We start from the raw sequence: 21,448 nt of genomic DNA on the forward strand, positions 1-21,448 counted from the left end.
CGCTAAAGAGTATGCCTCGCCGGTTCAGGGGTTCTCAAGACAATCCCCACTGTTTACGGGGGTACCGTATTATTTGCTATACTACGGATAACACAACCGCCACGCCTCTTTACAATGCGCAACCTTGGCGGTTTTTTTTCGTCCAATCGAAAGTGACGGGCATGCTGCGTCCATATAAAAAACCACCTCTGACATTTCTCCAACAGCTAGATCAATTGCTTGAACGCGGGATGGAAATTGGCAATCTAGAGTCTGCCGCCGCAACATTAGCCCGTATTAGCTATTACCGCCTCAGCGCCTATTGTTACCCATTTCGGAGCCGGAGTACGAGTGGTCAAGTATTGGACCAGTTTGTTCCAAATACGACCTGGGAAGCGGTCTTAGCGTTATACGAGATGGACCGTCACCTAAGGTTGCTCTTGCTTGACGCAATTGAGCGAGTGGAAGTCGCAATTCGTACCCAGCTCACCTATCATATGGCGCACAAATATGGCCCTTTTGGGCACGTAATTACAGAGAACTTCCATCCCAGCTTTGACCATGCTGGCTGGCGCGCTCAGATCGAGAGTGAAATCATACGGTCAAGCGACGAATTTATTCGACACTATCGACAGCAATATGATGGGTTCCCGTCGATCCCGCTCTGGATGCTTACCGAAGTCATGACCCTTGGGTCACTGTCTCGCTTATACCGTGGACTTCAACATGAAGATAAAAAAGTAATAGCCGGTCACTTTTCGGTGCACCATAAACGTATGGGAGATTGGCTACATACGTCGAGCGAAGTAATTTTGGCTGCATTTTTTGACACCTGCCACCCTTAAGCCGCCGATTTTCAGCCAAATTTACTAGCGTACAAAAAGAAGTAAATTTNCGTCGAGCGAAGTAATTTTGGCTGCATTTTTTGACACCTGCCACCCTTAAGCCGCCGATTTTCAGCCAAATTTACTAGCGTACAAAAAGAAGTAAATTTGGAGTTTCGTATCAGAGGGAAGTAATTCTGGCTATTCGTAGCTTTGACTTTGGGGTTTCCGGCGTACGTTGTCGGCATGAGGAAACTGACAACCTGCTTCCAGGCCCCTGTGTCAATGGCACGGCCACGAGGGACACGGAGAATCGACGTCTACGGCCTTAAAATCGGCCGTCGTCTTCAATGCTTCGGNTATTCGTAGCTTTGACTTTGGGGTTTCCGTGTACGTTGTCGGCATGAGGAAACTAACAACCTGCTTCCAGGCCCCTGTGTCAATGGCACGGCCACGAGGGACACGGAGAATCGACGTCTACGGCCTTAAAATCGGCCGTCGTCTTCAATGCTTCGGGGAGGCTGCCTACAGCCAGTGGGTTTGCCTCGAAGCCAGTCCGTCGGTCCAGCTGTATTGCGAACGACCAGCCTATCTCGACTTCGGCGGAGCGAAGGTCTCGGCAGATTATTGGGTCAAGGAGGACAATCGTGAATCACTGCTGCTTATCGGTACTAGCGGCCAGATATCTACAACAACGATTGGCTCAACACAGTATGAAGTAAGGGCAATCCCTAGTGCTGAGCTCGCAGCAATGCGCACATGGATTGAGAACTGGGAGCGAATGCTGCCAGTGATTACTTCATACAGGGATCTCCTCACCGATTCCTTCCTCAAATCGGTCGAGAAGTTCGTTTCCGAACCAATGCAACTTTCCTTCATTGAAAAGGAATTGGGAACAACAGATCCCACTACGGTGCGCGCCGCAGTTTTCACCTTGCTTCACCGTGGCCACTTGGATGCCCCACACTTGAAGACCGAACCACTCTCATTCTTGTCACATTTCGAACCGCGGAATGCCAAGTCATGAATCGACGTCGCTGTGACTTCCTGCAGATTGATTTGAGTACGTGGCCTGCGGTAGATCACCACGCCTTGCCGATTGACAAGCGGAAAGCGTTCATGGCACGAGCCAAGGCAGTCGAGCTCTATGTCTGTGGAACGACGTTACGGGAAATTGCTACGCAAACGGGTATCCAGAGCCGCCAGCTTTATTGGTTGTTGGATCGCTGTCTGAAGCCGGCTGAAGACGGACAGATCTTTGGATTTCGTGCATTGCTGAAAAGCCGGCATGTCGAACCCTATACCCGTAAGAGCGATTTCATGGTCGATAATGTAGGCACAAGAGCCGGATTCGCCGGCGCTTTCGCCATGCTGCTTGAACGGTATCCAATATTAGCCACGTGGCTTGAAACAAAAATTGACCAGCGCGCAGTTGTACTCGAACAAATCAGCACAGATGGGAAGCTAAAGACACGATTGCGAAATCTCACCAATCTTCATACAGGGTTTATCCAGCAATGTCGTAAGGTAGGCATCACCGGTGCCGACTATCCTCTTAACACCGGGCATAAGGGCATGCGTTCGCTCTCTGCGTACCTCAAGAGTGAATTACTGAGTAAATTCGGGACTGCCGCCCGAGCCGCCGGGGCAGAGCATGTAAAAGGTGTTCCCCACACCGACTTCAGCCCCAGAAGAGGGCCAGCACGCCCGTATCAGATTGTGGAGTTTGATGGTCATCGCTTGGATGTACGGTTAAAGATTGTCATTCGAGATCCGCTGGGGTTTGACCAGGAAGTGGAAATCGAACGCATCTGGCTGCTGGTGTTAATTGATGTGTGTACCCGCGCAGTACTTGGCTATAACCTTGTTCTCTCGAGAGAATACAGTCGCTACGACGTCATCAAGACGATAGAGAATGCTTTGACGCCGCATGTACGGCGAGCCTTCACATTGCCAAATGTCGGATACGGCATGCATGGTGACTTTCCATCCGGACGGTTGCCTGAACTTGGATACGCGGTCTGGGAGCGCGTACGTTTGGATAACGCGAAGGCGAACCTTGCCGAGGATACCGTTAGCGCTCTATGCGAGTTCATTGGTTGCGCGGTAGATGCAGGCCCCCCACACCAGCCAAACGATCGACCATATATCGAACGGTTCTTCGGTACGGTGGCCAGCACGCTTTCATCACGTCTTCCCGGATATACGGGATCCAGCCCACAGGACGTGCGACGTGCACTGTGCAGCCCGAAGGGCAATTTGCGTCTATTCATTTCCCTTTCGGAGATGGAAGAACTGATGGAAGCGTCGATTGCCAACTACAACGCAACGCCGCATGGTGGCTTGAATGGCCGCTCGCCACTGGAGGCAATGGAATACTTCATAAGAGGGAAGGGGCACCTGATTTCATGGCTGCCAGAGCCAAAGCGTCGTACGCTGTGCCTCATGCAAAAGGCACGCCGATGTCGGGTACGCGGTTATCTGGCTCAAGGCACACGTGCACACATCAACCTCTTTCAGGTGCGCTACACGAATGTAAACCTTGCAACCAGCGGCGACCTGTTCGGAAAGGATCTGCGCATCTATTACAACAGCGATGATCTCCGTACGGTACGCGCTTTCCTGCCCGACGGATCGGAACTCGGGGTATTAAAAGCACAAGGCCTGTGGGGCGAGATTACGCATGACTTAAAGCTGCGGCGGGAAATCCTGAAGAAGCGGGACAGCAAACGCCTAGAGTTCAGACTCGACCACGATTTCCTGGAAGGCTTTATGCAGGAGAAGCGTGCCAAGGCGAAGACCAGTCGGCGTGCTGCAAATGACTTTGAAAGAACAGCAAGAGTTCTATCCAGCGCGCCGACCCACTTTAGTGAAGCTGGGCCCGCATCCGATACGCAGCTTCGGCCGGGACCGGAAGACCTTCTACTGCAGCACCAAGGTACTGACACCCCGGAAGAGAAGAGGGACTCGAGCCAGAAGCCAAAGGCCGAGGTTCTCACTATTGGTTTCGGCTACACCACGAGTATTTAACCACTACAGCGGTCAGCAAGGAGGCTTATGGCAACCAGAATTGCACGCCCAATCGATCCGGACATGCATCCCATCGCAACTGGCAACTACCGTATTGCTACACCTGCAATCCAGGCGTTCTTTGAATTGGTGCATCGCTGCTTGCGATACCGAACTACAGGAGCCTTGATATACGGTCCCTCGCGGATTGGCAAGACTCGGGCAATTGAATACTTGCGTCTCTTGTTGGCTGAAACGCATCCAAAGATCACGACATACCACCTCCAGGCTGAACACAAACCGCGCCATGCAGAAGGGCCGTTCTTTACCAATCTACTCGACGCCGTTGGATATCCGGAGCCGGATTCCGGATCGAATCCCACGAAACGGATTCGATTGATTAACAAAATCAAAGAGGCTTGCTCAAAGAACGGAAGCGGCACTGCCATTATGTTTGTCGACGAGGCGCAGCGACTCGCAGAAAACGAATATGAATGGCTACGCGATGTGCAGGACCATCTCGACCGCATGCAGATCAAGCTGTTCATGTTCCTGGTCGGCCAGCAGGAGCTGTATGCAATAAAGGTAAGTATGCAGCGTGCGGGAAGGACGCAAATTGTGGCGAGGCTCATGGTGGACGAGCTTGCCTTCTTTGGTATTCGTAATGCGAACGATGTGGCGACTTGCCTCAGTGGATATGGCGAGACTGTATTTCCGCACGGTACCAGTTGGACGTTTACCCGTTTCTATTTACCCCAAGCGACCGACAACGGATACAAGCTTGTACAGGATGCACAGGTTCTGTGGGACGAATTCGCTGCAATTCATAGCAAGGCCTGCCTCGGCAGCAAGCTTGAAATCCCGATGGAGTCCTTCACTCGGGCAGTAGAGATTGTGCTGAAGGAGAGTGAGTTGCAGGATAGTGCTGACTTCCGTCCGTCCGAAGAGATGTGGAGGTATGCGGTACGTAACTCTGGCTATGTGCAGGCTCGCGTAGCAACCGCTCGTGTTCAGCGGGAACTATCAACGTTCGTCTAGAGGGCAGGGCGATGACGTTGCCCATCATGTTGTTTGATGACCGCAAGCTAAAGCCGTCATTCGGGTATGTGTTCGACCCAACCTGTTTGGAACCATACGAGTCAATCGTTTCCATCCTATGGAAATATGCATGGCAAAACCGGTTGCCCGGTCATTTGATCACCGTGCAGCTCACCAGGAAGCCGATAGATCCGTACGAAGGCATCGCCGCATGCGAGCGGCAGGTCGACATCCGGGAAGTACATAATGCACTGGGACTGCGTTTGAAAACGGTCCGCGAATCAATGCTTCCAGAAGCGCTACACCGATCAAGCAGTCCATGGCTGCGTTATTGTCGAAAGTGCCTTAACGTGGGCTATCACAGCGTCGTACATCAGCTCAATAGGGTTGAGAAGTGCCCTATCCATGATATTGCCCTGATAACCAGCTGTCAGAATTGTGGGGCATGCACGCCATACTGGTTAAACGCGCTGTTACTGGATGCACCATACCGGTGTAGTAAGTGCCGTGCAATCTATCCCGGCATACTGCCGTCTTTATCGAAGAGGTCGCCAATGCAGAAGTGGGGGCGAACTGCAATTACGCGTGCCCGATTCGGATAAAGTGGTTATGGATATTTCCTAGAAAGATAAAAGCGAAAATTTGTAGTCAAATTTACTTCGCAGTCGATCTTCCACACGATCTCAGCGCAGCTCCCTGTAAATTATTGATTCAATGCGAGAAGTTTCCCAAGAAGAGGCATGTAGCTAAAATTACTTACGCGTTTCAGCCAGTTTTACTTTTGTCTACGAATAGGAACGCAGGAAAAGCGAGTTATGGATATGAAGCCAACGCTGGAAGATCTGCGGACTTGGGTTTCAAAAATTGGGTTTACCTTTACGACAGTCCAATCACTTTGCGGAAATACCGACTACGTTGACTGCCGCCGAACCGGCACGATTGATTCGTAGTCATTGAGCGGACAACGCTTCCTGAATCAGTTTGGCCTGTTCCTTGACGTTCATGCGGTCCCATGTGTCGACAGGAATACTCATCGTCTTCTGGGTGCGTTGACTGGCATCGCGCCACGCATCCAGAATCGCCTCACCTTCGGTACGCTGATTGTGGTCGGAAGTGGCGGTCGAGCTGCTCCAACTCCATCCTGACTTTTCGTCACGCTATCGAATACATAACCCAGTTACTCGAGGATTTCCTTCTCAGGGTTGCCAGAGGGCACCCTGCCGCTTTTAAAACTAGAGCTGGCTTTGCTTTTTTTGAACATGGTTTGACCAGATCGCCTTTCTTGACTATTTGGAGCGGAATACAATGCGGGCCTTAGTGAGGTCAACCGCGAATTGATAGGTATGGACACCCACCTGCGAGCGTACTAAAGTATGGACATGGACGTGCATTGTGTTGAACTCCATGGCTAATCTTGAGCTGATATCTTACACACCCATGCGTGAGGTTGTTGAGGATGGCGACGTTCGTTGGGTCGCTGACAGGCTAGCCCATCGCATCAACGATCTCCCGCAGATCTTTTGGGACAACGGCGAGCCTTGGCACGAGGCGAATCACTGGGCGCTCACTAAGGCAACGAGCACGGCGGGTGGGCACATCAAGACCGTCACAAGTCTGATGAAGCATCTAGCCGCGTATGCGTCGTGGCTCGAGACCAAAGAGTTGGATTGGCGGCATTTTCCGTTGCGCAAGCAGGATCGCGCGATCGTTCTGTATCGCGGCGAGTTGATCGCGCAGCGGACCAGGGGGAGCCTAGCTCCGTCCACCGCCACCGCCCGGATGGGTGCGGTAGTTCAGTTTTACCGCCATGCCCATGCTTATCGGTTCGTGCAGAGGAAGAGGCCGATATGGAAGGACCGCCAAGTGGTGGTTCGCTACCACGACACTGTCGGCTTTGAACGGACACTCATGCGCATATCGTCCGAGCTTTCCATCCCCAATAGGAAACGGTCTGGGCTGCGCTTAGAGGACGGCCTCACCCCGCTCAATCCAGAAGACGCGGCGACGCTGCTTGGGTCTGTCAAGAAAGAGGGCCTACACGAACTGCATCTGATGCTTTCGCTGGGATTTTTTACAGGGGCACGGTTCGAGACCATCACCACCCTTGGCGTCGAGAATATCGAGAATGCATACCCTGACCCACAGACTCCCGATATCTACTGGATACGGGTCGGCCCAGGAACAGATGTGAACACCAAACTCGATGTGGAAGGTAGTCTGATGGTGCCGAGACCCCTCATCGAGGAATTGAAGGCTTATGCCTATTCGACGCCGAGGCTAAGACGGCAAGGTCTCGCCAACGAAGCCAATCGTGGGTTGCTGTTTCTCACTATAAGGGGCAACCGATACAAGTCCGGATCGTTCACTCGCCTAATGACTGACCTTCGGCGGCGGTCCTTGAACGCCGGAATGTGCTTCATGCGCAACTTCAAGTTCCACCAGACACGCGCCACTTTTGGCACCATGGCAATGGGCAAAGTAATGGAGGTGGCCAACACGCAGACCGCTGTGGCGATCGTGAGAGATTTGATGCTGCACAGGGACGAGAAGGTGACCATGCAGTATGTACGTTTCAACGAAGAATCGCCTGTGAAGACGGAGTTGGCTAACGTGTTCTCTGCCATCTTCTCCGGCATCGTGAACCGAGACTGGAACCAACACCATGCGTGACGACAGCCGACAGTTTGACCTGACATTCGCGTCCATTCCGGTCGGCAGCGACGAGACACCGCTCGACCTCACACGGCTGCTTTATAAGGGCGGGGCCTCCGTTCCGGTAGCGCGGGTGAAGCAGGCAATCCGGGATGGCTTGCTTGGCGACATCCAGTCAGATCGGATCAAACTGGTTCACCGCATTCATGAAGTGATCAGTGACGACTTGGTTAAGGGTGGTAGCCATGAATCGGCGCGGGCGCAAGTGGCACATATCGGAATCTACTTCGCCTGGGCGGACAGGCCCGACAGAGTGGGCGCAGCCCTGACGCTCTCGGAGGTACAGAACATCTACCTCGACTGGGCGGATTCTCTGTTGCATCGAGTCAGGATAGCCAAGGATCTGAAACCGCGTACCGCCCACAGCTATGCTTGGATCGTTGGTCATATTCTGGATGGGGTGCTGGAGCGGGGAACGCCCCTCATTGAACTTACGAGACTTAAACCAGCAAAGACCCGAAAGACGCCTCGGGGAGTCAAGGCGGACAAACAGATTCTGCATCAAACCTTCGCGTTCGGTCGGTTGCTGCAGGATATCTGCGATGGAACCCCGCTCCGTGTGATTTGGGGATCATACAAGGTGCGCATCCCTCTACAACAAGGTGGCGAGATCGCATTCGCGCCAGGGCGCGAGGCGCGCCCGGAGAATGAGCGGGACCCAAGTAATCTGCTTAAATCGCTCACGGCAGCTCAGGCATATGAAGCCGACCTATCGCTGAACCACAGATTTCGCAGGGAAATAGTCAATCTGCGCATCCAGACAGAGTTGCTCATGTTCATAGGCCAGACCGGCATGAACCTCACACAGGCTCAAGGACTCACGCTGCGTAACTTTAGTTATTCAAGCAGCCTCAATGGATTCGAGGTCCGGGAGTACAAACGGAGGGCTCATGGCGAAGTACTGTTCGAGATCTTCAGTGAATACCGGAGCCACTTCGAGCGGTATCTGGATTGGCGGAGGGAGCTATTTCCTGATACCGAGAAGCGGCTCTTCCCGTTAATTAGGAGGGAAGGCACGCGCAAAGACGCTCGCATCATGTTCGAGTCTATGAAAGCGGCCTGTGCAAAGGCAGGCGTTGTTTGGACGCCCCCCAGCATGCTCCGGAACACTCGGGTGAATTGGCTTCTGCGGCGCAGTGGCGATCCGGACATGACCGCCGAAATGGCTCAGCATGCAAAGGAGACCTTGCTAAACGTCTACGAGAGGCCGTCACTCCAGCGTGCAATCAGCGAGATCACCCGGTTCCATCTGGACAACGATCCAGCCCTTGCTGGCAAAGATCTGATGCTTGCCGCCGGACCGGGTGAGTGTAATGGCAATCCTAAACCGATTGCAGCGAAGCCGGAGTCGGCTCCAGCACCTGACTGCATACGCCCATCGGGATGCCTCTGGTGCGAGCACCACCGCGACATCGACTCACTTGACTACGTTTGGTCGGTAGCCTGTTTCCGGCATTTGAAGATCCTTGAGTTGAGCAGGCAACCTCTGATGGACAATGACGGCGAAGCTGAGCACCCCGCCGAACATGTAATTCAGAGGCTGAGCGAGAAGCTGTCCTGGTTCCGAGATGAGGACGATACGCGCCGTGAATGGGTAACGGAATCGCTCACCCGAGTAGCGGAGGGTGACTACCACGACCAATGGTCCTACTTGATTGAGCCTCTGGAGGGCGCGTCCGAATGAGATCGAATCTGCGCGACTTTACTATCGGAATTGAAACCGACTTGGTCACGGCGGCTTCAGCCAATTTTCGACCGCCCTCGTGGCCGCCCCCACACGACTGGCCGGTAGTCATTGACAAAGATGTTGTGTCGCGATGGGGCGACCCGATATGGGACCTTACTCCATGGAGGGGACGGCGCGGCATCCTCAATTTCGGCGACGGCAAGGACGAAACCCAGGATAAGGTCGAGCCTCTCGATACTGCGAACGCTGACATCATGAGGATGATTGCGACTTGGTTCATCTGGGGACCTAGAGCATACCGGTCGGCGGAGGCCGTCCTGACGAGCTTCTCGTTGATCAGGCAGATCATTGCACTGTGCAGCCGGAACAACATTAGCGCAAGTAGGCTCATGCGCTACCCGAATGTATTTGAGCAGGTACCTGGTGTCATTGCTACAAGTGCCTGGACCACCGTGATACCGATTCTGCATCGTCTTTATGACGATCGCGACACACTTGGTTTCACCATCATCAACCCCGTAGGGTTGAAGCGATTGGCCAATGCCGCGCCGGACCACGAGGCGGTGCAAACACCTTACATGCCGCCACGCATCTGGCTCTATCAAGTCACGCGCTTGCGCGAGTGTATGATGGATTTCCAGGATCACCGAAAGCAAATCGAGGAGTGCTTCAGGTTCTGCCTCGACGCCTATATTGCTACCTATGGCTCACTGGAAGCAGCAGTAGCGCCAGGGAAGCACCTGAACTGGGCACCATTCAGGTCTACCTCTCGCAACCGCGACTACCAAGGCAAGTTCTCCGATACTGCCGCGCGCTTCGGCATCGCTGACCTACTGGCTAAATGGGTTAGAAAGGACCCGAAGAAACTGACGGTACGAAGTCTTTCGACCTACTTCTCGCTCGTTTCCTATGCCGGACTGGCTTATGTTGCCAACTTCACCCTGCAGCGCGCCAAAGAACTGGCATCGCTTAGAACCAGCTGTCTGCTCTGGGAGGAGGATGAGCAGCTGGGACGTGTTCCGATTATCTGTGGCGAAACAACTAAGACCGATCCGGATTCAGACGCGCGCTGGGTAGCTAGTCCCAGTGTTGAGGTAGCAGTTCAAGCGGTATCGGCCATTGCACAGATGAGGATGGTATGCGCGCGCGCAAACCCACTGATCCAACCGACCGAAGCGGACCAAGACGACCCCCTTCTACTTAGTAGAGCAACTGAACCTTGGTCTACCAAGGCGGTGAGACCGTACCGCGTTCGGCTACGCCTAAAAAATCTTGATGATATGCGGGTAGATTATCCGCTGCTCTTCGATCCCGAGCAGTTAAAGATCAGCACAGCAGATTTAGAGGTAGCGCTTCGGCTGACCCCAAACCTTTCAGCAGACGTGTTCGCGGTTGGTAAGGTTTGGCCACTAAACTGGCACCAGTGCCGCCGCACCGGCACCGTGAACATGTTTGCCTCCGGGACTATTTCAAACAGCACTATGCAGCAACAGCTAAAGCATTCCTCCCGCCTAATGCCCCTCTACTATGGGCGCAATCACAGTCGATTACACCTTAATAGAGAAGCCGCTGCAGCGGTACTCACGGCGATGTATCAGTCGCACGCAGAGACGGTCAAGCAGGTTGCCACCGGGGATCGATTCGTCACGCCCGTTGTGCACGAGCGCAAAGCGGCTCTCGTGGTGAATATACTCAGTGCCAAGGACAATAAGGACTTGGTGGCCATGGCCAAAAAGGGAACAGTTGCCTTCCGTGAGCACCGTCTGGGTGGCTGCATGAAAGCGGGCGTGTGCGAGTACGGCGGCATTGAATCGGTGGCGCGCTGCGCAGGGGGCGATGGCGGCAAGCCTTGCACGGACGTGCTGTATGACCGCAAGAACGAGCCTCAGCTCCGCGCCGACCTGCGCCGCGTGACAGAAGAAATCAAGATGCTGCCCGTTGGAAGCCCACGATACAACCGGCAAGTTGCAGAACGCCGTGGACTGGAGAATGCCTTAAATGTCCTCTCAACCCGTTGAGCCATTGAGCGCGGAAGAGCGCTTTCGCCAAGCCTTCGAACGGTTGAAGGCCGATCAGCCGAAGGTGCTGAAGCCCGGAATCCCTGTTACCCAGAATAATGTCGCCAGGGAAGCCGGTACGGACCCGTCTGCTCTCAAGAAGGCGAGGTTTCCGGCGCTCATCCGCGAGATTCAGGCTTACATCGAACTCCACCCACCGGGCGACCCTTCTGCTGGGGAGAAGCGCAAAAGGCATCGGTCCGCAAATCGATCCACGCAAGAACGCCTAGAGGATATGATTCGCCAACGCGATCAGGCGCAATCAATCTTGGCCAGCGCGAATAAGCGCATTGTCGAATTGACCGAGGCGGTCGAATCGTTACAGAGAACATTGGATGAACTCCGGCCGCCGCCGACGCAGCATAGCCCCTTTCGATCTACTTAAACTGCGTTCGACAAGTCCGCATGCCGGTGTGCCCCATGGGGTGCAAGCCATTTGTACGGTTGGACATCACACCGCGTTCCGGGCGAATAGAGCCGGAACGCGGGGGTTCACGGGCGGACTGGCCCCGCAGCCCGCGCGCAGCGCGGGTCGCGCCGCCTACCGGCGCGAGGGTAGTCGACCGCGCGGATGGCGTCGCGTACACCTAGTCTCTGCTTACTTTGAGCGAAACGTGATCCTCGCCTTACTTAAATCGTAGGGCGTTAACTCTACGGTGACCTTGTCGCCGGGGAGGATTCTGATGTAGTTCTTCCTCATCTTGCCGGAGATGTGGCCTAGCACGGTGTGCCCGTTCTCTAGTTCAACCCTGAAGGTCGCGTTTGGAAGGTTCTCAAGGACCTTGCCTTGCATCTGGATGACGTCGTCTTTAGCCATGTTTGTCAGTTCGAGGGTATGGACACTGTCCATGCAAAGTGCCCGTTTTTATAAATAATTGCATGGACATGAAGAATTCAATGAAAACGATGTGATGCAAGGCCGAAGACGGTGTCCATGGGTTGACAGTTCGTGGTTAATAGGTCGTAAGGCGTCATTTCCACCGTTACCTTATCGCCGGGCAGGATCTTGATATAGTTCTTGCGCATCTTCCCGGAAATATGCCCGAGCACCTGAGAGCAGTCAAAACCAGAGGCACCGCTAGGCAACACATTGCCAATGATCGTCACGTTTTTGCTTTGCGTGGGTTCGCCGCCGATCAGGCATGTCACGCATTTTAAGCTCGCCGTTTAGCACCGCTACTCGAACCTGAACGAGAAGGTGTGCTCCTTTGTTAGTCCAACGCATCTGCCTCTTTTTCGCGCAACGCAAGCTGACGACTTCGTTGACTGCCGATTCAGCGATGCTGCTGCTGATCGGCATGCCGCGCCGATAACGCCATCCGTAGTTGACCAGATATCGGGCATTGGATTCCAGGCACCAATACGTCCCGCGCAGATTCCACGATAACGCCCTGTACGCCGCTTCCTCCGGCGTTAGGTCAAGCATGTCATAGATGCTTTTCAGTCGTTCGACTGCTTCAGCCCCTTTGCCATGCCACGTCAACCATTTCGCTGACGCGATTTCGTCTTGTACCAAGCGTCCGTTGGGTGCCCACAGGTCCGGAAACTTCTGTGCCGATTGTTCGATCGCACGAAATTTCATCGCGATGTGAAACCAGTCCAGAATGCGAGTCAACGGCCTTTGGGATCCGTCGACCGCTTTTTCAAATTCACCCGCGCCGTCTGAGACGACTGTGATCTTGTCGTCTTAGGCACCGCCTTGCTCCGAGAGAAAATGATCAAGCCGCGTTGCTGCCGATGTAACCTCCCGGTTGACGTACCCATACACTTTACAACGGCCATCTTCGTGAACCGCCCGACCGGCAATAATGTTCACGTGTCGTCCGTTTGATGGAAGCCGCTTCGACGGGTAATACTGCGCAAGTTGGGCTTCGTCTTGTTCCTGGCGTGACGGGCGGTGACGCAACCATGCTGAATCCACAGCCAGGGCAACGATCTTGACCTTGCTATCTGCAGCCGGATAGGCGCGCTCACCACGAATCGCCTTTTCGGCCGCGTCGTCCAGTTCTTGACCGACAGCCCATACGTGATTCCTGAGTCCGGAGGTAGAGATCACCTGATCGACCGGCAAAGTCTCTTTCAGGAGCGTGGTGGCAACCGCATACGGCAAGTGTGCAGCCCACTTGACCTGAAGATATTCCAGTTCAGGACTGACACGTCGCGGTAGTGCCAATGCAAGCGGGCTGAATGACTTGCTGCTGATGTCTTGACTGCACTTGCAGACACGCAGCTGGGGGCTGTCAATTGTCATCTTGCCGAAGACCGTTCGATATTGGATCGTATGCTTTGCCTTGATCGACAAGACTGCGCCGCACTGCAGGCAAGTTCTGGAAGCGACTGCAAAACCGTGTGCTTGTGCGTTGACCAAAGCGCGCTGCGCTTCGTACATTAGACTTTTGCCTTCAGCTAGGCTTAGCCCCAACTGCTTCAGTTCGCCATCGGCTCGTTCAAATTCAACCAACCGGATCGGTTCGCTGCCGCCAGCAGTGCCTTCGATTCGCGCCTCGATGATTATCCTCATCACTGTCTCCCTGATTTTCCGCGAGACAATAAATGTAGCGCCAAAGCCGATGGAATGGTTGCCTCCAGTTTTGACTGCTCTCCGGCAATTCGTCAGAAAAAAGTTCGATGCCAAACGCTGAAGGCGTCGGTTTAGAGAACGAAGAGACACTGGCGTGCATGGATCGTTCAAACGACCCATGCACGCCAGCGGCAATGACTCAGATCGTCTCAATGGACGTACTGATCACACCAATCAATCCAATTTTCTCTACCGACTCGGCAAAGCCCAATAGTGCATCACCGCGACTGATCACGCCATTATCAAGTTGCCCTGCCCATGCTGCAATCTCGGCATTGCTGCCTTGGCGTCCCAGCCCGGTTTTGTACAGGTACGCCGCAAACTGTGTGTTGTTCATTCCACCAAACTGCGGCAGTGCTTCGGCAATCTGGATAAAGCGGTTCGCAATGTCGCTCATCGCCATGCCGTTCTCACTCGCTGCGATCCAGTAATTCAGACCTGCCTTGTCCGCCTTGCGGTCAAACAGCGTGTCATACAGGCGTACTAATGTGGCGACATCCGTGCGGTTGAAGTCCAGTGTGACCCCGTTGGCCTTATCCAATGACAGCTTCTCCGCCGAGTTGGCAAACGCATACAGGACATCGGCCCGGTCCGCCCTGCCCTGATCCAGAATGCCGATCCAGGTGCTTCGCTCTGCTTCTGCTGCAGTACGCCCCAGCGCCTTCTGGTAGAGACTATCGATGAACTGGCCGTTGGAAGCTCCATCGAACAGGGCCTTCGATTCTGTAGATGCAATAAAGTTGTTCGCAATGTCATGCATCGACATGCCAGTACTGCCTATCTTGACCCAGCCATCCAGGCCTTGCTGATCTGGAGCACGATCAAACAAGGCATCGTACATGCGGGTAATCGTACCGCGTGCAGTCATGTCAGGTTCAGCGCCCGTAAAGAGCAATTTTTCAACATTGGCCACCGTATCGGTACCGTCGACGCCCCCATTGCGATGAGTCATCGTGACCTTGCCGTTTTCCACACGGAGGGAATAGTCAGCACGGCCGGAACCGACAAGGCGCACTGTATCCGTACCAGTGCCGCCATCGATCATATCGTTACCCTCACCACCAAACACCAGGTCGTTGCCTTCGTCGCCGAAAATCTGGTCGTTGCCGCCTGCACTACCGACCGTATCGTCTCCTGCTCCGCCATGCAGGATATCGTCATCGGCGCCCAGGAAAATGGTCTGGCTGGCACTGTCACCCCAGACATGCTGCGAACCATTGCCGCCGGTTACCTTGACTGCTCCAATGATCGCTGCAAATTCGACGTTCTGCAGCTGGATCTCCGTACCGCTTGGCAAGGCACGCGAGTCGATCACCAAGGCGGTCTGCGTACTATTGGCACTTGGCGTCGTTCCGGTGATCACCAGTGGCTGCGTTGGTGCCGCAGAGTTATTTGCTACGGTCGGCATGATGGTTTGCACCAGCAGCGCGGCATCGGTAGGAAGTGCTGTCAGGAATCCCGAACCACCACTGGTGAGGGCGTCCTGGTCGTGCGAGTCCGCATCGGTATGCGCCTTAATTTCACGGATCAGGTCAGTCACCGACGAGCCGGCATCTTTTGGTGTGCCATTGCCTGTCACCGTCAAGCCGATGCCGGTCGGCACCTGTGCAGTCAACAGGCTGCCTCCGCCGGTCGTGGTAACCAACGGAATATCCGCGACGGTGTTATTGCCGATCTGCTCGTTGCGCGTTGGCTCAACCACAGGAATCGTTATTTTTGTCGAAGTTGAGCCGTCTGAATTAATGACTTGTCCTATCTGGACCACGACGCCATCGATGGTCCCGCTGGTGGGTGTAGGAACACCTCCCCCATCCGATGATGGCACTGGGGTGTTATTTGTGACATTGGTTGCTGCCAAGGTCGCAGCATCATTACCGATTGCATCCTGGATCGCATTGGTATCGTTGCCGCCTGATGGATCTGTGTACGCGACGGTGACCACTTGTCCGTTGGACACCGCAGATGCCAATGTCAACGTCACGGTCTTGTTGGCAGCGTTGACTGCCACGCTGTTGACTGTTGCTGCCGTGCCGCCAACGATGACTGCAAAAGCGCCTGCCGCGGGGATATTAACCGCGTCAAGTGTCGTCGCTTCAGAATAGGTCATTACGAGCGTGGCACCGTTGACAGTCGCTGATGTGAAGACGGGGCTGGCAGCGTCGACGAGAATTCCAGTCGTGCTCGGTACGTGCGATGTGAGCACGACGTTGGCACTATTGCCGGCGCTATCGGTGATGGTGCTTGTACCAAGTGAGATTGTTCCAACCGCAATGCCATCGATATCACCATCGCTAGGTTGCACTGTGTACCGATAGGTAACCGAATTGGTATTTTTAGCGACATAAGTGGCATTGCGAACTACGTTACCAATTGTCAATTGCAGCGCACTGTCGGTACCAGCGATGGTCACGTTCTCGTTGAACGTGACGGTAAAGTCAAGCGTCTGCCCCGCAATATAGGTAGCGTTCGTCGGGACCGTGATATTGCCGGTAACATAAGGCGCTTGGGTATCCACCAGTACACCGACCGCTGAACCTTTGCTGTTAAGTACCAGGCTCGCGTCATTGGAGCTGGAATCCTTCAACGTAGCGCCGTTCAAGCTAATCGATGCCCCAATGACTTCGATACCGTCACTGTCCATGCTTCCACTTGCAATCGTATAGCGGAACGTTAACGCGTTCGTGCCGGTGCCACTAACATACGTGGCATTGACACTGATGCCGCCAACATCGAGCGTAATGCTGGGGGTGCCAGCGACGGTGTTGACGACGACGGCCTCATTGAAGTTGACTGTGAAATCAAGAGTCTGACCGGCCTTGTACGTGCCATTTGCCGGCACCGACACCGATGTGACGGCCGGTCCGGTATGGTCCAAGGTGTAGCTCTGACCGCTTGTGTAACCACCGCTGACAGCATTCCCCGCCGCGTCCGTGATACCCGTGCCGGTTGATTTGAGGTCGAGCCGGATGTTACCGTCACCGGTCAGTCCACTGACCGTCACGGTATAGGTGCTGCCGTTCACGGCGGTGACACCGGTCACACTACCATTGGCGGTGCCAGTGTTGTTCAACGTGAAGTCAGTTACATCAACGCCGCTGACGTTCTCACCGAAAGTAACCGTATAGTCGACGCTACCTGCGCCGGTAGGGGTATTACCAACACGGTTGATCAACGTCACAGAGGGGCTGATGCCGTCAACCAGCACACCTGTGGTTGTACCGACGTTGTTGAGTGTTAATGTTGCGCTATTGCCTGCCGCATCCTTGATTGCGGCACCATTGGAGGTAAGTGCACCGGCTAGCGCGATGCCGTCAACATCCGCGGTTCCTGTTGCGATGGTATACCGGAACACGAGCGCACTGGTGCCGCTGCCGCTGGCATAGGTGGCCTGCACGGTACCGCCGTTATCGAGTGTCACTGCAATGGAAGGCGTACCGGAGGAAATCGTGACAGCTTCACTGAAATTGACAGTAAAGTCGAGGCTCTGGCCCGTAATATACGTACCATTTGCAGGTACAGAGACCGAGGTAACAGTTGGTGCAACGGCGTCTACCACCACATTGGTTGTGGCGCCAACGTTGTTTAGTGTCAACACCGCGTTATTGGTTGCAGAGTCCTTCAATGTCGCGCCATTGAGCACGATAGATGAGCCGACGCCAATACCATCGGCGTCCAGACTGCCAGCGGAAACTGTATGACGGAAGGTCAGTATGCTTGTCCCTGAGCCGCCAACGTACGTGGCGCTGACCGCCGTACTACCAATGGTCAGTCCGATCTCGGGTACGCCTCCCGAGGTGTTCACTGTGATGGCTTCGCTGAAACTCACGGTGAAGTCGAGATTGTCGCCCGCTTTATAAACGCCATTGGCTGGGACACTGACCGACGAAACGCTGGGGGCCACGGAATCGACCAATACACCTGCGGTGGATCCAACACTGTTGAGTGTGAGTGTGGCATTTTCACCGTTGCCCCCCTTTAGGGTTCCGCCATTGGCGGCAAGTGTTGAAATGGTGATGCCATTGCCATCAATCAGGTTACTTTCCACCGTATAGGTGAACTTGAGAGCCGCCGAGCCGCTACCTGACTGGTAGGTTGCGTATTTGGTAGTGTTACCAATCGTGAGCGCAAGTTGCGGAATTCCCCCCGTTGTATCGACTGTCACGATTTCACCAAAGTTGACGGTAAATTCCAGGGTTTGACCGGCAATAAACGTGCCGTTGCTTGGAACTCCTACGCCGGTGATTGCCGGCCCCACCGAATTTATCAATACCGCTGCAGTGGATCCGACACCGTTGAGCGACAGCGAAGCGTTATTGCCTGCTCCATCCCGTAGCGTACTTCCATTGAGATCTACCGCTCCGTTGAGACTGATGCCATTGGTATCAGTCAACCCACTTTCAACGGTATAGCGGAATACGACTGACGATGTTCCCGTGCCGGACAGATAGGTCGCGTATTTTGTTGTGCCGCCGATATCAAGGGCCAGCCGTGGTGTCCCATTGACGGCGACGGCTTCGCTAAAGGTGACGGTGAAGTCAAGGGTCTCGCCAGTCTTGTAGGTGGCATTGGTTGGCACGCTGACTGAGGACACGACCGGTGCGACGCCATCGACGATAATAGCCTTGTTTGCACCGAGAGAGTTTGCCGCACTCGGAGCGGGCAAAGTCAAGGTCGCATTGTTGCCCGCCGCGTCTTTAATCGTACCGCCATTCAACGCCAGTGCACTGGTGCCGATGTAATCGAGATCGGCAGAGGTATCACCTGCTTGTACAGTGTAGTTGAATGTCAGCGTGCTGGTACCGCTGCCACTCGAATAGTTAATGACACGATCCGTCGTGCCGGTTTCCAGCGTCAGCTGTGGTGGGCCGGTGACCGTCACAGCCTCGCTGAAATTTACCTGTACAGCAATCACGTCGCCGACCTTATAGCTGCCATTGGCGGTACTGGAAGTAACCCCGCTTATTGTGGGCGCAGCCGTGTCGACGACAATATTTTTGTTAGCGCCTAGCGAGCCTGCAGCACCGGGCGTAGCCAGCGTCAAAGTCGCGTTGTTGCCAGCTGCGTCCCTGATCGTGCCGCCGTTTATTGTCAGCCCCGATGTGCTGATGTAGTTGAGGTCAGCGCTCGTATCGCCTGCTTGCACCGTGTAGTTGAATGTCAGTGTGCTGGTACCGCTACCACTCGAATAGTTCACTACACGATCCGTCGTACCAGTTTCCAGTGTCAGCTGCGGTGTGCCAGTGACCGTCACTGCTTCGCTAAAATTCACCTGCACCGCAATCACGTCGCCAACCTTGTAGCTGCCGTTAGCCGTACTGGAAGTAACACCGATGACTGTAGGCGCCGTGGTGTCCGGCAGTACGGGCGCAGTGACCGTAATGTCGTCGAGCTCGAGTTCGGTTAAGCCGGTAAAGACAAAACGGATTTCATCGACGTTGTCAAATCCCGAGTTAAAAGTCAGCGTGCCGGCCTGCGCGTTGCCATCATTGCTCCCCAGCGTATAGTTGATATTGCCGGTGGAACTAGACGAGCTCAGGTTGAGCGCCTCGCCGGTCCCTACCGGACTACCGTTGCGGTACCCCGTGATCGTAACATTGCTGCTGCCCCCGAGCAGGTAGCCGACCTGCATGGATTGCAGTTTGAAGTTCGAGTTGTCGCTCGCCTTCATTGTGAACTGCGAAACATTGGACATTCCCTGAAGATTCAGGACCACGGCACGATCGGCAGGACTGTCGTTGTTAATGGGAAGGCCATATTCGGTGAGGTCCGCGACCGCGTAGTCTGCAGCAGCACCCATCGTGAACGTCCAACCAGACACGGAAAGCGTGATGCCGTTCGCAAAGACCGAGCCGGCCGAATCGAAGTTCGCGCTCGACGCAAGCAGACCGCTAAATCGGGCCTGGCCAGCAGAAAGCAGCACCATTTGTGCTCCGATCGCCCCAGTCTGTGTTTCCAACACCCAATCGCCGCCTAACAGCGCATTACCCGTCGGATTGGTCGATGCCGTAACATCGGCACCGACGGCGTCCGCTAACGCATGGACGAAGCTAGCGCCAGTATCACCTTGTGCCACGTCGCAGCCGTAGATAAGGAAGTCGCCCTGATCCGCCATAGCGCCACGGATTACCGCCAACTCGGCGGAGTAGTCGGACATGCTTGCAAGCGTCAGGTTTGCGGTACTAACCTGCAAATGGCCGGGCCCACCGTGCGAAAACAGGTGCACTGCTTCAATATCACTGCGTCCACGCAGCGCAGCAGCAATCTGGGCAAAACCGTCGTGCACATCGTCGATCAGTACTACCTCAACGCCGGGCTTGATGTTCTGCTTGAGGGTCTGATAGTCGGCCACTGACGTGTCGATGAATGCGATTACCTTACCAGTGTCTGAGGCAGTTGAGGAAACGAGGTCTGCGGCCATGTGGGGTCCCGAATCGGTAAAAATGTCAAAAATGCAAAATTCTGTGTACTACTTCAGGTTGCATTCTAGAAATACCACACTATAAATATCCTTTTTAGGAACGGCAATCCGCAGCGCCGCTACTTGTACCTGTTTAAGCTAGTAATTTGCGGTTTTTGAGCCACAACAGGCCGCCTCATTTAAAAATTATCTACAGCCCTGGCTGGCCCGCACGCAATGTGCTCTCTGAAGGAGAGCCGCCGGTACAGATACCATGCTGTGTGGGCGGGCAGAATGCGGACGAGACCCCATCGAGAAAACCCGCTTATTCGCCGCTATGGAATCATGTCGTTCATGTACTGAGTAGGAATACATCTCGGCCGGTGCATAATGAGGATGGTATGGAAGGTTCCGGTTTTGCTAGAAATTTACCAACCCGCGAAGCGCATTATCGGGGTCCATCATTTGTACCCACAGAGAGGATGTATCTGCAGAGGGGTCGGATACCTTCCGCCGTTAAGCGGGCGGGATTAGTTGTGATATCTACCAAACAGGCACTCAACCTCATGGATCGCTACAGGTTTGAGGCCCATCAAATTAATGCCTGTAACGATAATCTGGCCATGCAAGGGCAGCTAAACGTTGAGGACGTGTCACCGACGCCGACGTACGTATATGTGCTCAACAAGGTCGGCAGGAGCGTCATACTCGATTAGGTAGGTGTCTTCTTTTTACGGCCGGTCTCGATAATCGAGAGATTGCTTCGAATGGCTCCTTATGGCCTAGAGTGTGTAAAAACGCACAGAATTACAAGCAGTATCAATAACGCGCTCAGTAAGGTTCGTTAAAGCGGTTGGCAGAGCGTATGCCAGTTTATTTTTTCAATGTGTGAATAGCGTTTTTGAATTTCAATTGCATAGCGGCTGCAATGTACGTCCCATGGAGCCCAATATTAATGAGAAGAAGGACCTCAGTCCCTCATCGCCTGCATCAGAGCAGTAGTACCTAATATCTTCATGACGCGTTTCATGTTGTAGGCTAGAGCAATTTCAGCCTGACTGTACCGCCGATGCCGGACGCCTTGCCAGCGGCACGGCGTTGCGACTCCTTGCCGTAGCCCCGCTACGACGCGTCACCGCGCCTTGTTCCGCAGGCAATCCGTCT

General features: G+C 54.3%; 10 protein-coding genes and 1 pseudogene. 7 read left to right on the top strand and 4 right to left on the bottom strand.

What is annotated here, in order from left to right; all coding sequences use genetic code 11:
• Window positions 1–161: 161 nt before the first annotated feature.
• The 7 genes from ASE07_RS20800 to ASE07_RS20835 all read left to right on the top strand — a co-directional run bounded on the left by ASE07_RS20800 (window position 162) and on the right by ASE07_RS20835 (window position 11,691).
• The gene (locus tag ASE07_RS20800) at window positions 162–824 is read left to right on the top strand and encodes an Abi family protein (RefSeq protein WP_162256923.1); all 663 of its coding nucleotides are present in this window, start codon (window positions 162–164) and stop codon (window positions 822–824) included.
• 1,002 nt (window positions 825–1,826) lie between these two features.
• Window positions 1,827–3,833 (top strand): DDE-type integrase/transposase/recombinase, encoded by a 2,007-nt coding sequence (locus tag ASE07_RS20810; RefSeq protein WP_057292747.1) that lies wholly within the window; start codon window positions 1,827–1,829, stop codon window positions 3,831–3,833.
• Between the two features lie 27 nt (window positions 3,834–3,860).
• Window positions 3,861–4,850: an ATP-binding protein gene (locus ASE07_RS20815; RefSeq protein WP_057292748.1), complete on the top strand. Its 990-nt coding sequence runs from the start codon at window positions 3,861–3,863 to the stop codon at window positions 4,848–4,850.
• A gap of 1,404 nt (window positions 4,851–6,254) precedes the next feature.
• Window positions 6,255–7,520, top strand: a complete 1,266-nt coding sequence (locus ASE07_RS20820) for a site-specific integrase (RefSeq protein WP_057292749.1) — start codon at window positions 6,255–6,257, stop codon at window positions 7,518–7,520.
• Complete coding sequence (locus tag ASE07_RS20825) at window positions 7,513–9,246, top strand: site-specific integrase (RefSeq protein WP_057292750.1); 1,734 nt, start codon at window positions 7,513–7,515, stop codon at window positions 9,244–9,246. The genes ASE07_RS20820 and ASE07_RS20825 overlap by 8 nt, the downstream gene beginning before the upstream one ends.
• Complete coding sequence (locus ASE07_RS20830; protein ID WP_057292751.1) at window positions 9,243–11,267, top strand: hypothetical protein; 2,025 nt, start codon at window positions 9,243–9,245, stop codon at window positions 11,265–11,267. Before ASE07_RS20825 ends, ASE07_RS20830 begins: the two co-directional genes overlap by 4 nt.
• Window positions 11,248–11,691, top strand: coding sequence for a hypothetical protein (locus tag ASE07_RS20835; RefSeq protein WP_057292752.1), 444 nt, complete (start codon window positions 11,248–11,250; stop codon window positions 11,689–11,691). The genes ASE07_RS20830 and ASE07_RS20835 overlap by 20 nt, the downstream gene beginning before the upstream one ends.
• A 213-nt stretch (window positions 11,692–11,904) precedes the next feature.
• Here ASE07_RS20835 and infA read toward each other — a convergent pair whose 3' ends face one another.
• The 4 genes and pseudogenes from infA to ASE07_RS20860 all read right to left on the bottom strand — a co-directional run bounded on the left by infA (window position 11,905) and on the right by ASE07_RS20860 (window position 20,305).
• Complete coding sequence (infA, locus tag ASE07_RS20840) at window positions 11,905–12,123, bottom strand: translation initiation factor IF-1 (RefSeq protein ID WP_057292760.1); 219 nt, start codon at window positions 12,121–12,123, stop codon at window positions 11,905–11,907.
• Window positions 12,124–12,200: 77 nt separating this feature from the next.
• A pseudogene (locus tag ASE07_RS29955) lies at window positions 12,201–12,356 on the bottom strand (hypothetical protein); the annotation flags it as partial.
• Between the two features lie 637 nt (window positions 12,357–12,993).
• Window positions 12,994–13,827, bottom strand: coding sequence for a hypothetical protein (locus ASE07_RS20855; protein ID WP_057292755.1), 834 nt, complete (start codon window positions 13,825–13,827; stop codon window positions 12,994–12,996).
• A 199-nt stretch (window positions 13,828–14,026) separates the two neighbouring features.
• Window positions 14,027–20,305, bottom strand: coding sequence for a DUF4347 domain-containing protein (locus tag ASE07_RS20860; protein WP_057292756.1), 6,279 nt, complete (start codon window positions 20,303–20,305; stop codon window positions 14,027–14,029).
• Window positions 20,306–21,448 lie beyond the last annotated feature (1,143 nt).

The sequence above is a fragment of the Noviherbaspirillum sp. Root189 genome, assembly GCF_001428545.1.
Lineage (GTDB): Bacteria > Pseudomonadota > Gammaproteobacteria > Burkholderiales > Burkholderiaceae_D > Noviherbaspirillum.

Coding starts and splice junctions, on each gene's coding strand:
- ASE07_RS20800 (WP_162256923.1), top strand. CDS start 162: ATGCTGCGTCCATATAAAAAACCACCTCTGACATTTCTCCAACAGCTA.
- ASE07_RS20810 (WP_057292747.1), top strand. CDS start 1,827: ATGAATCGACGTCGCTGTGACTTCCTGCAGATTGATTTGAGTACGTGG.
- ASE07_RS20815 (WP_057292748.1), top strand. CDS start 3,861: ATGGCAACCAGAATTGCACGCCCAATCGATCCGGACATGCATCCCATC.
- ASE07_RS20820 (WP_057292749.1), top strand. CDS start 6,255: ATGGCTAATCTTGAGCTGATATCTTACACACCCATGCGTGAGGTTGTT.
- ASE07_RS20825 (WP_057292750.1), top strand. CDS start 7,513: ATGCGTGACGACAGCCGACAGTTTGACCTGACATTCGCGTCCATTCCG.
- ASE07_RS20830 (WP_057292751.1), top strand. CDS start 9,243: ATGAGATCGAATCTGCGCGACTTTACTATCGGAATTGAAACCGACTTG.
- ASE07_RS20835 (WP_057292752.1), top strand. CDS start 11,248: ATGTCCTCTCAACCCGTTGAGCCATTGAGCGCGGAAGAGCGCTTTCGC.
- infA (WP_057292760.1), bottom strand. CDS start 12,123: ATGGCTAAAGACGACGTCATCCAGATGCAAGGCAAGGTCCTTGAGAAC.
- ASE07_RS20855 (WP_057292755.1), bottom strand. CDS start 13,827: ATGAGGATAATCATCGAGGCGCGAATCGAAGGCACTGCTGGCGGCAGC.
- ASE07_RS20860 (WP_057292756.1), bottom strand. CDS start 20,305: ATGGCCGCAGACCTCGTTTCCTCAACTGCCTCAGACACTGGTAAGGTA.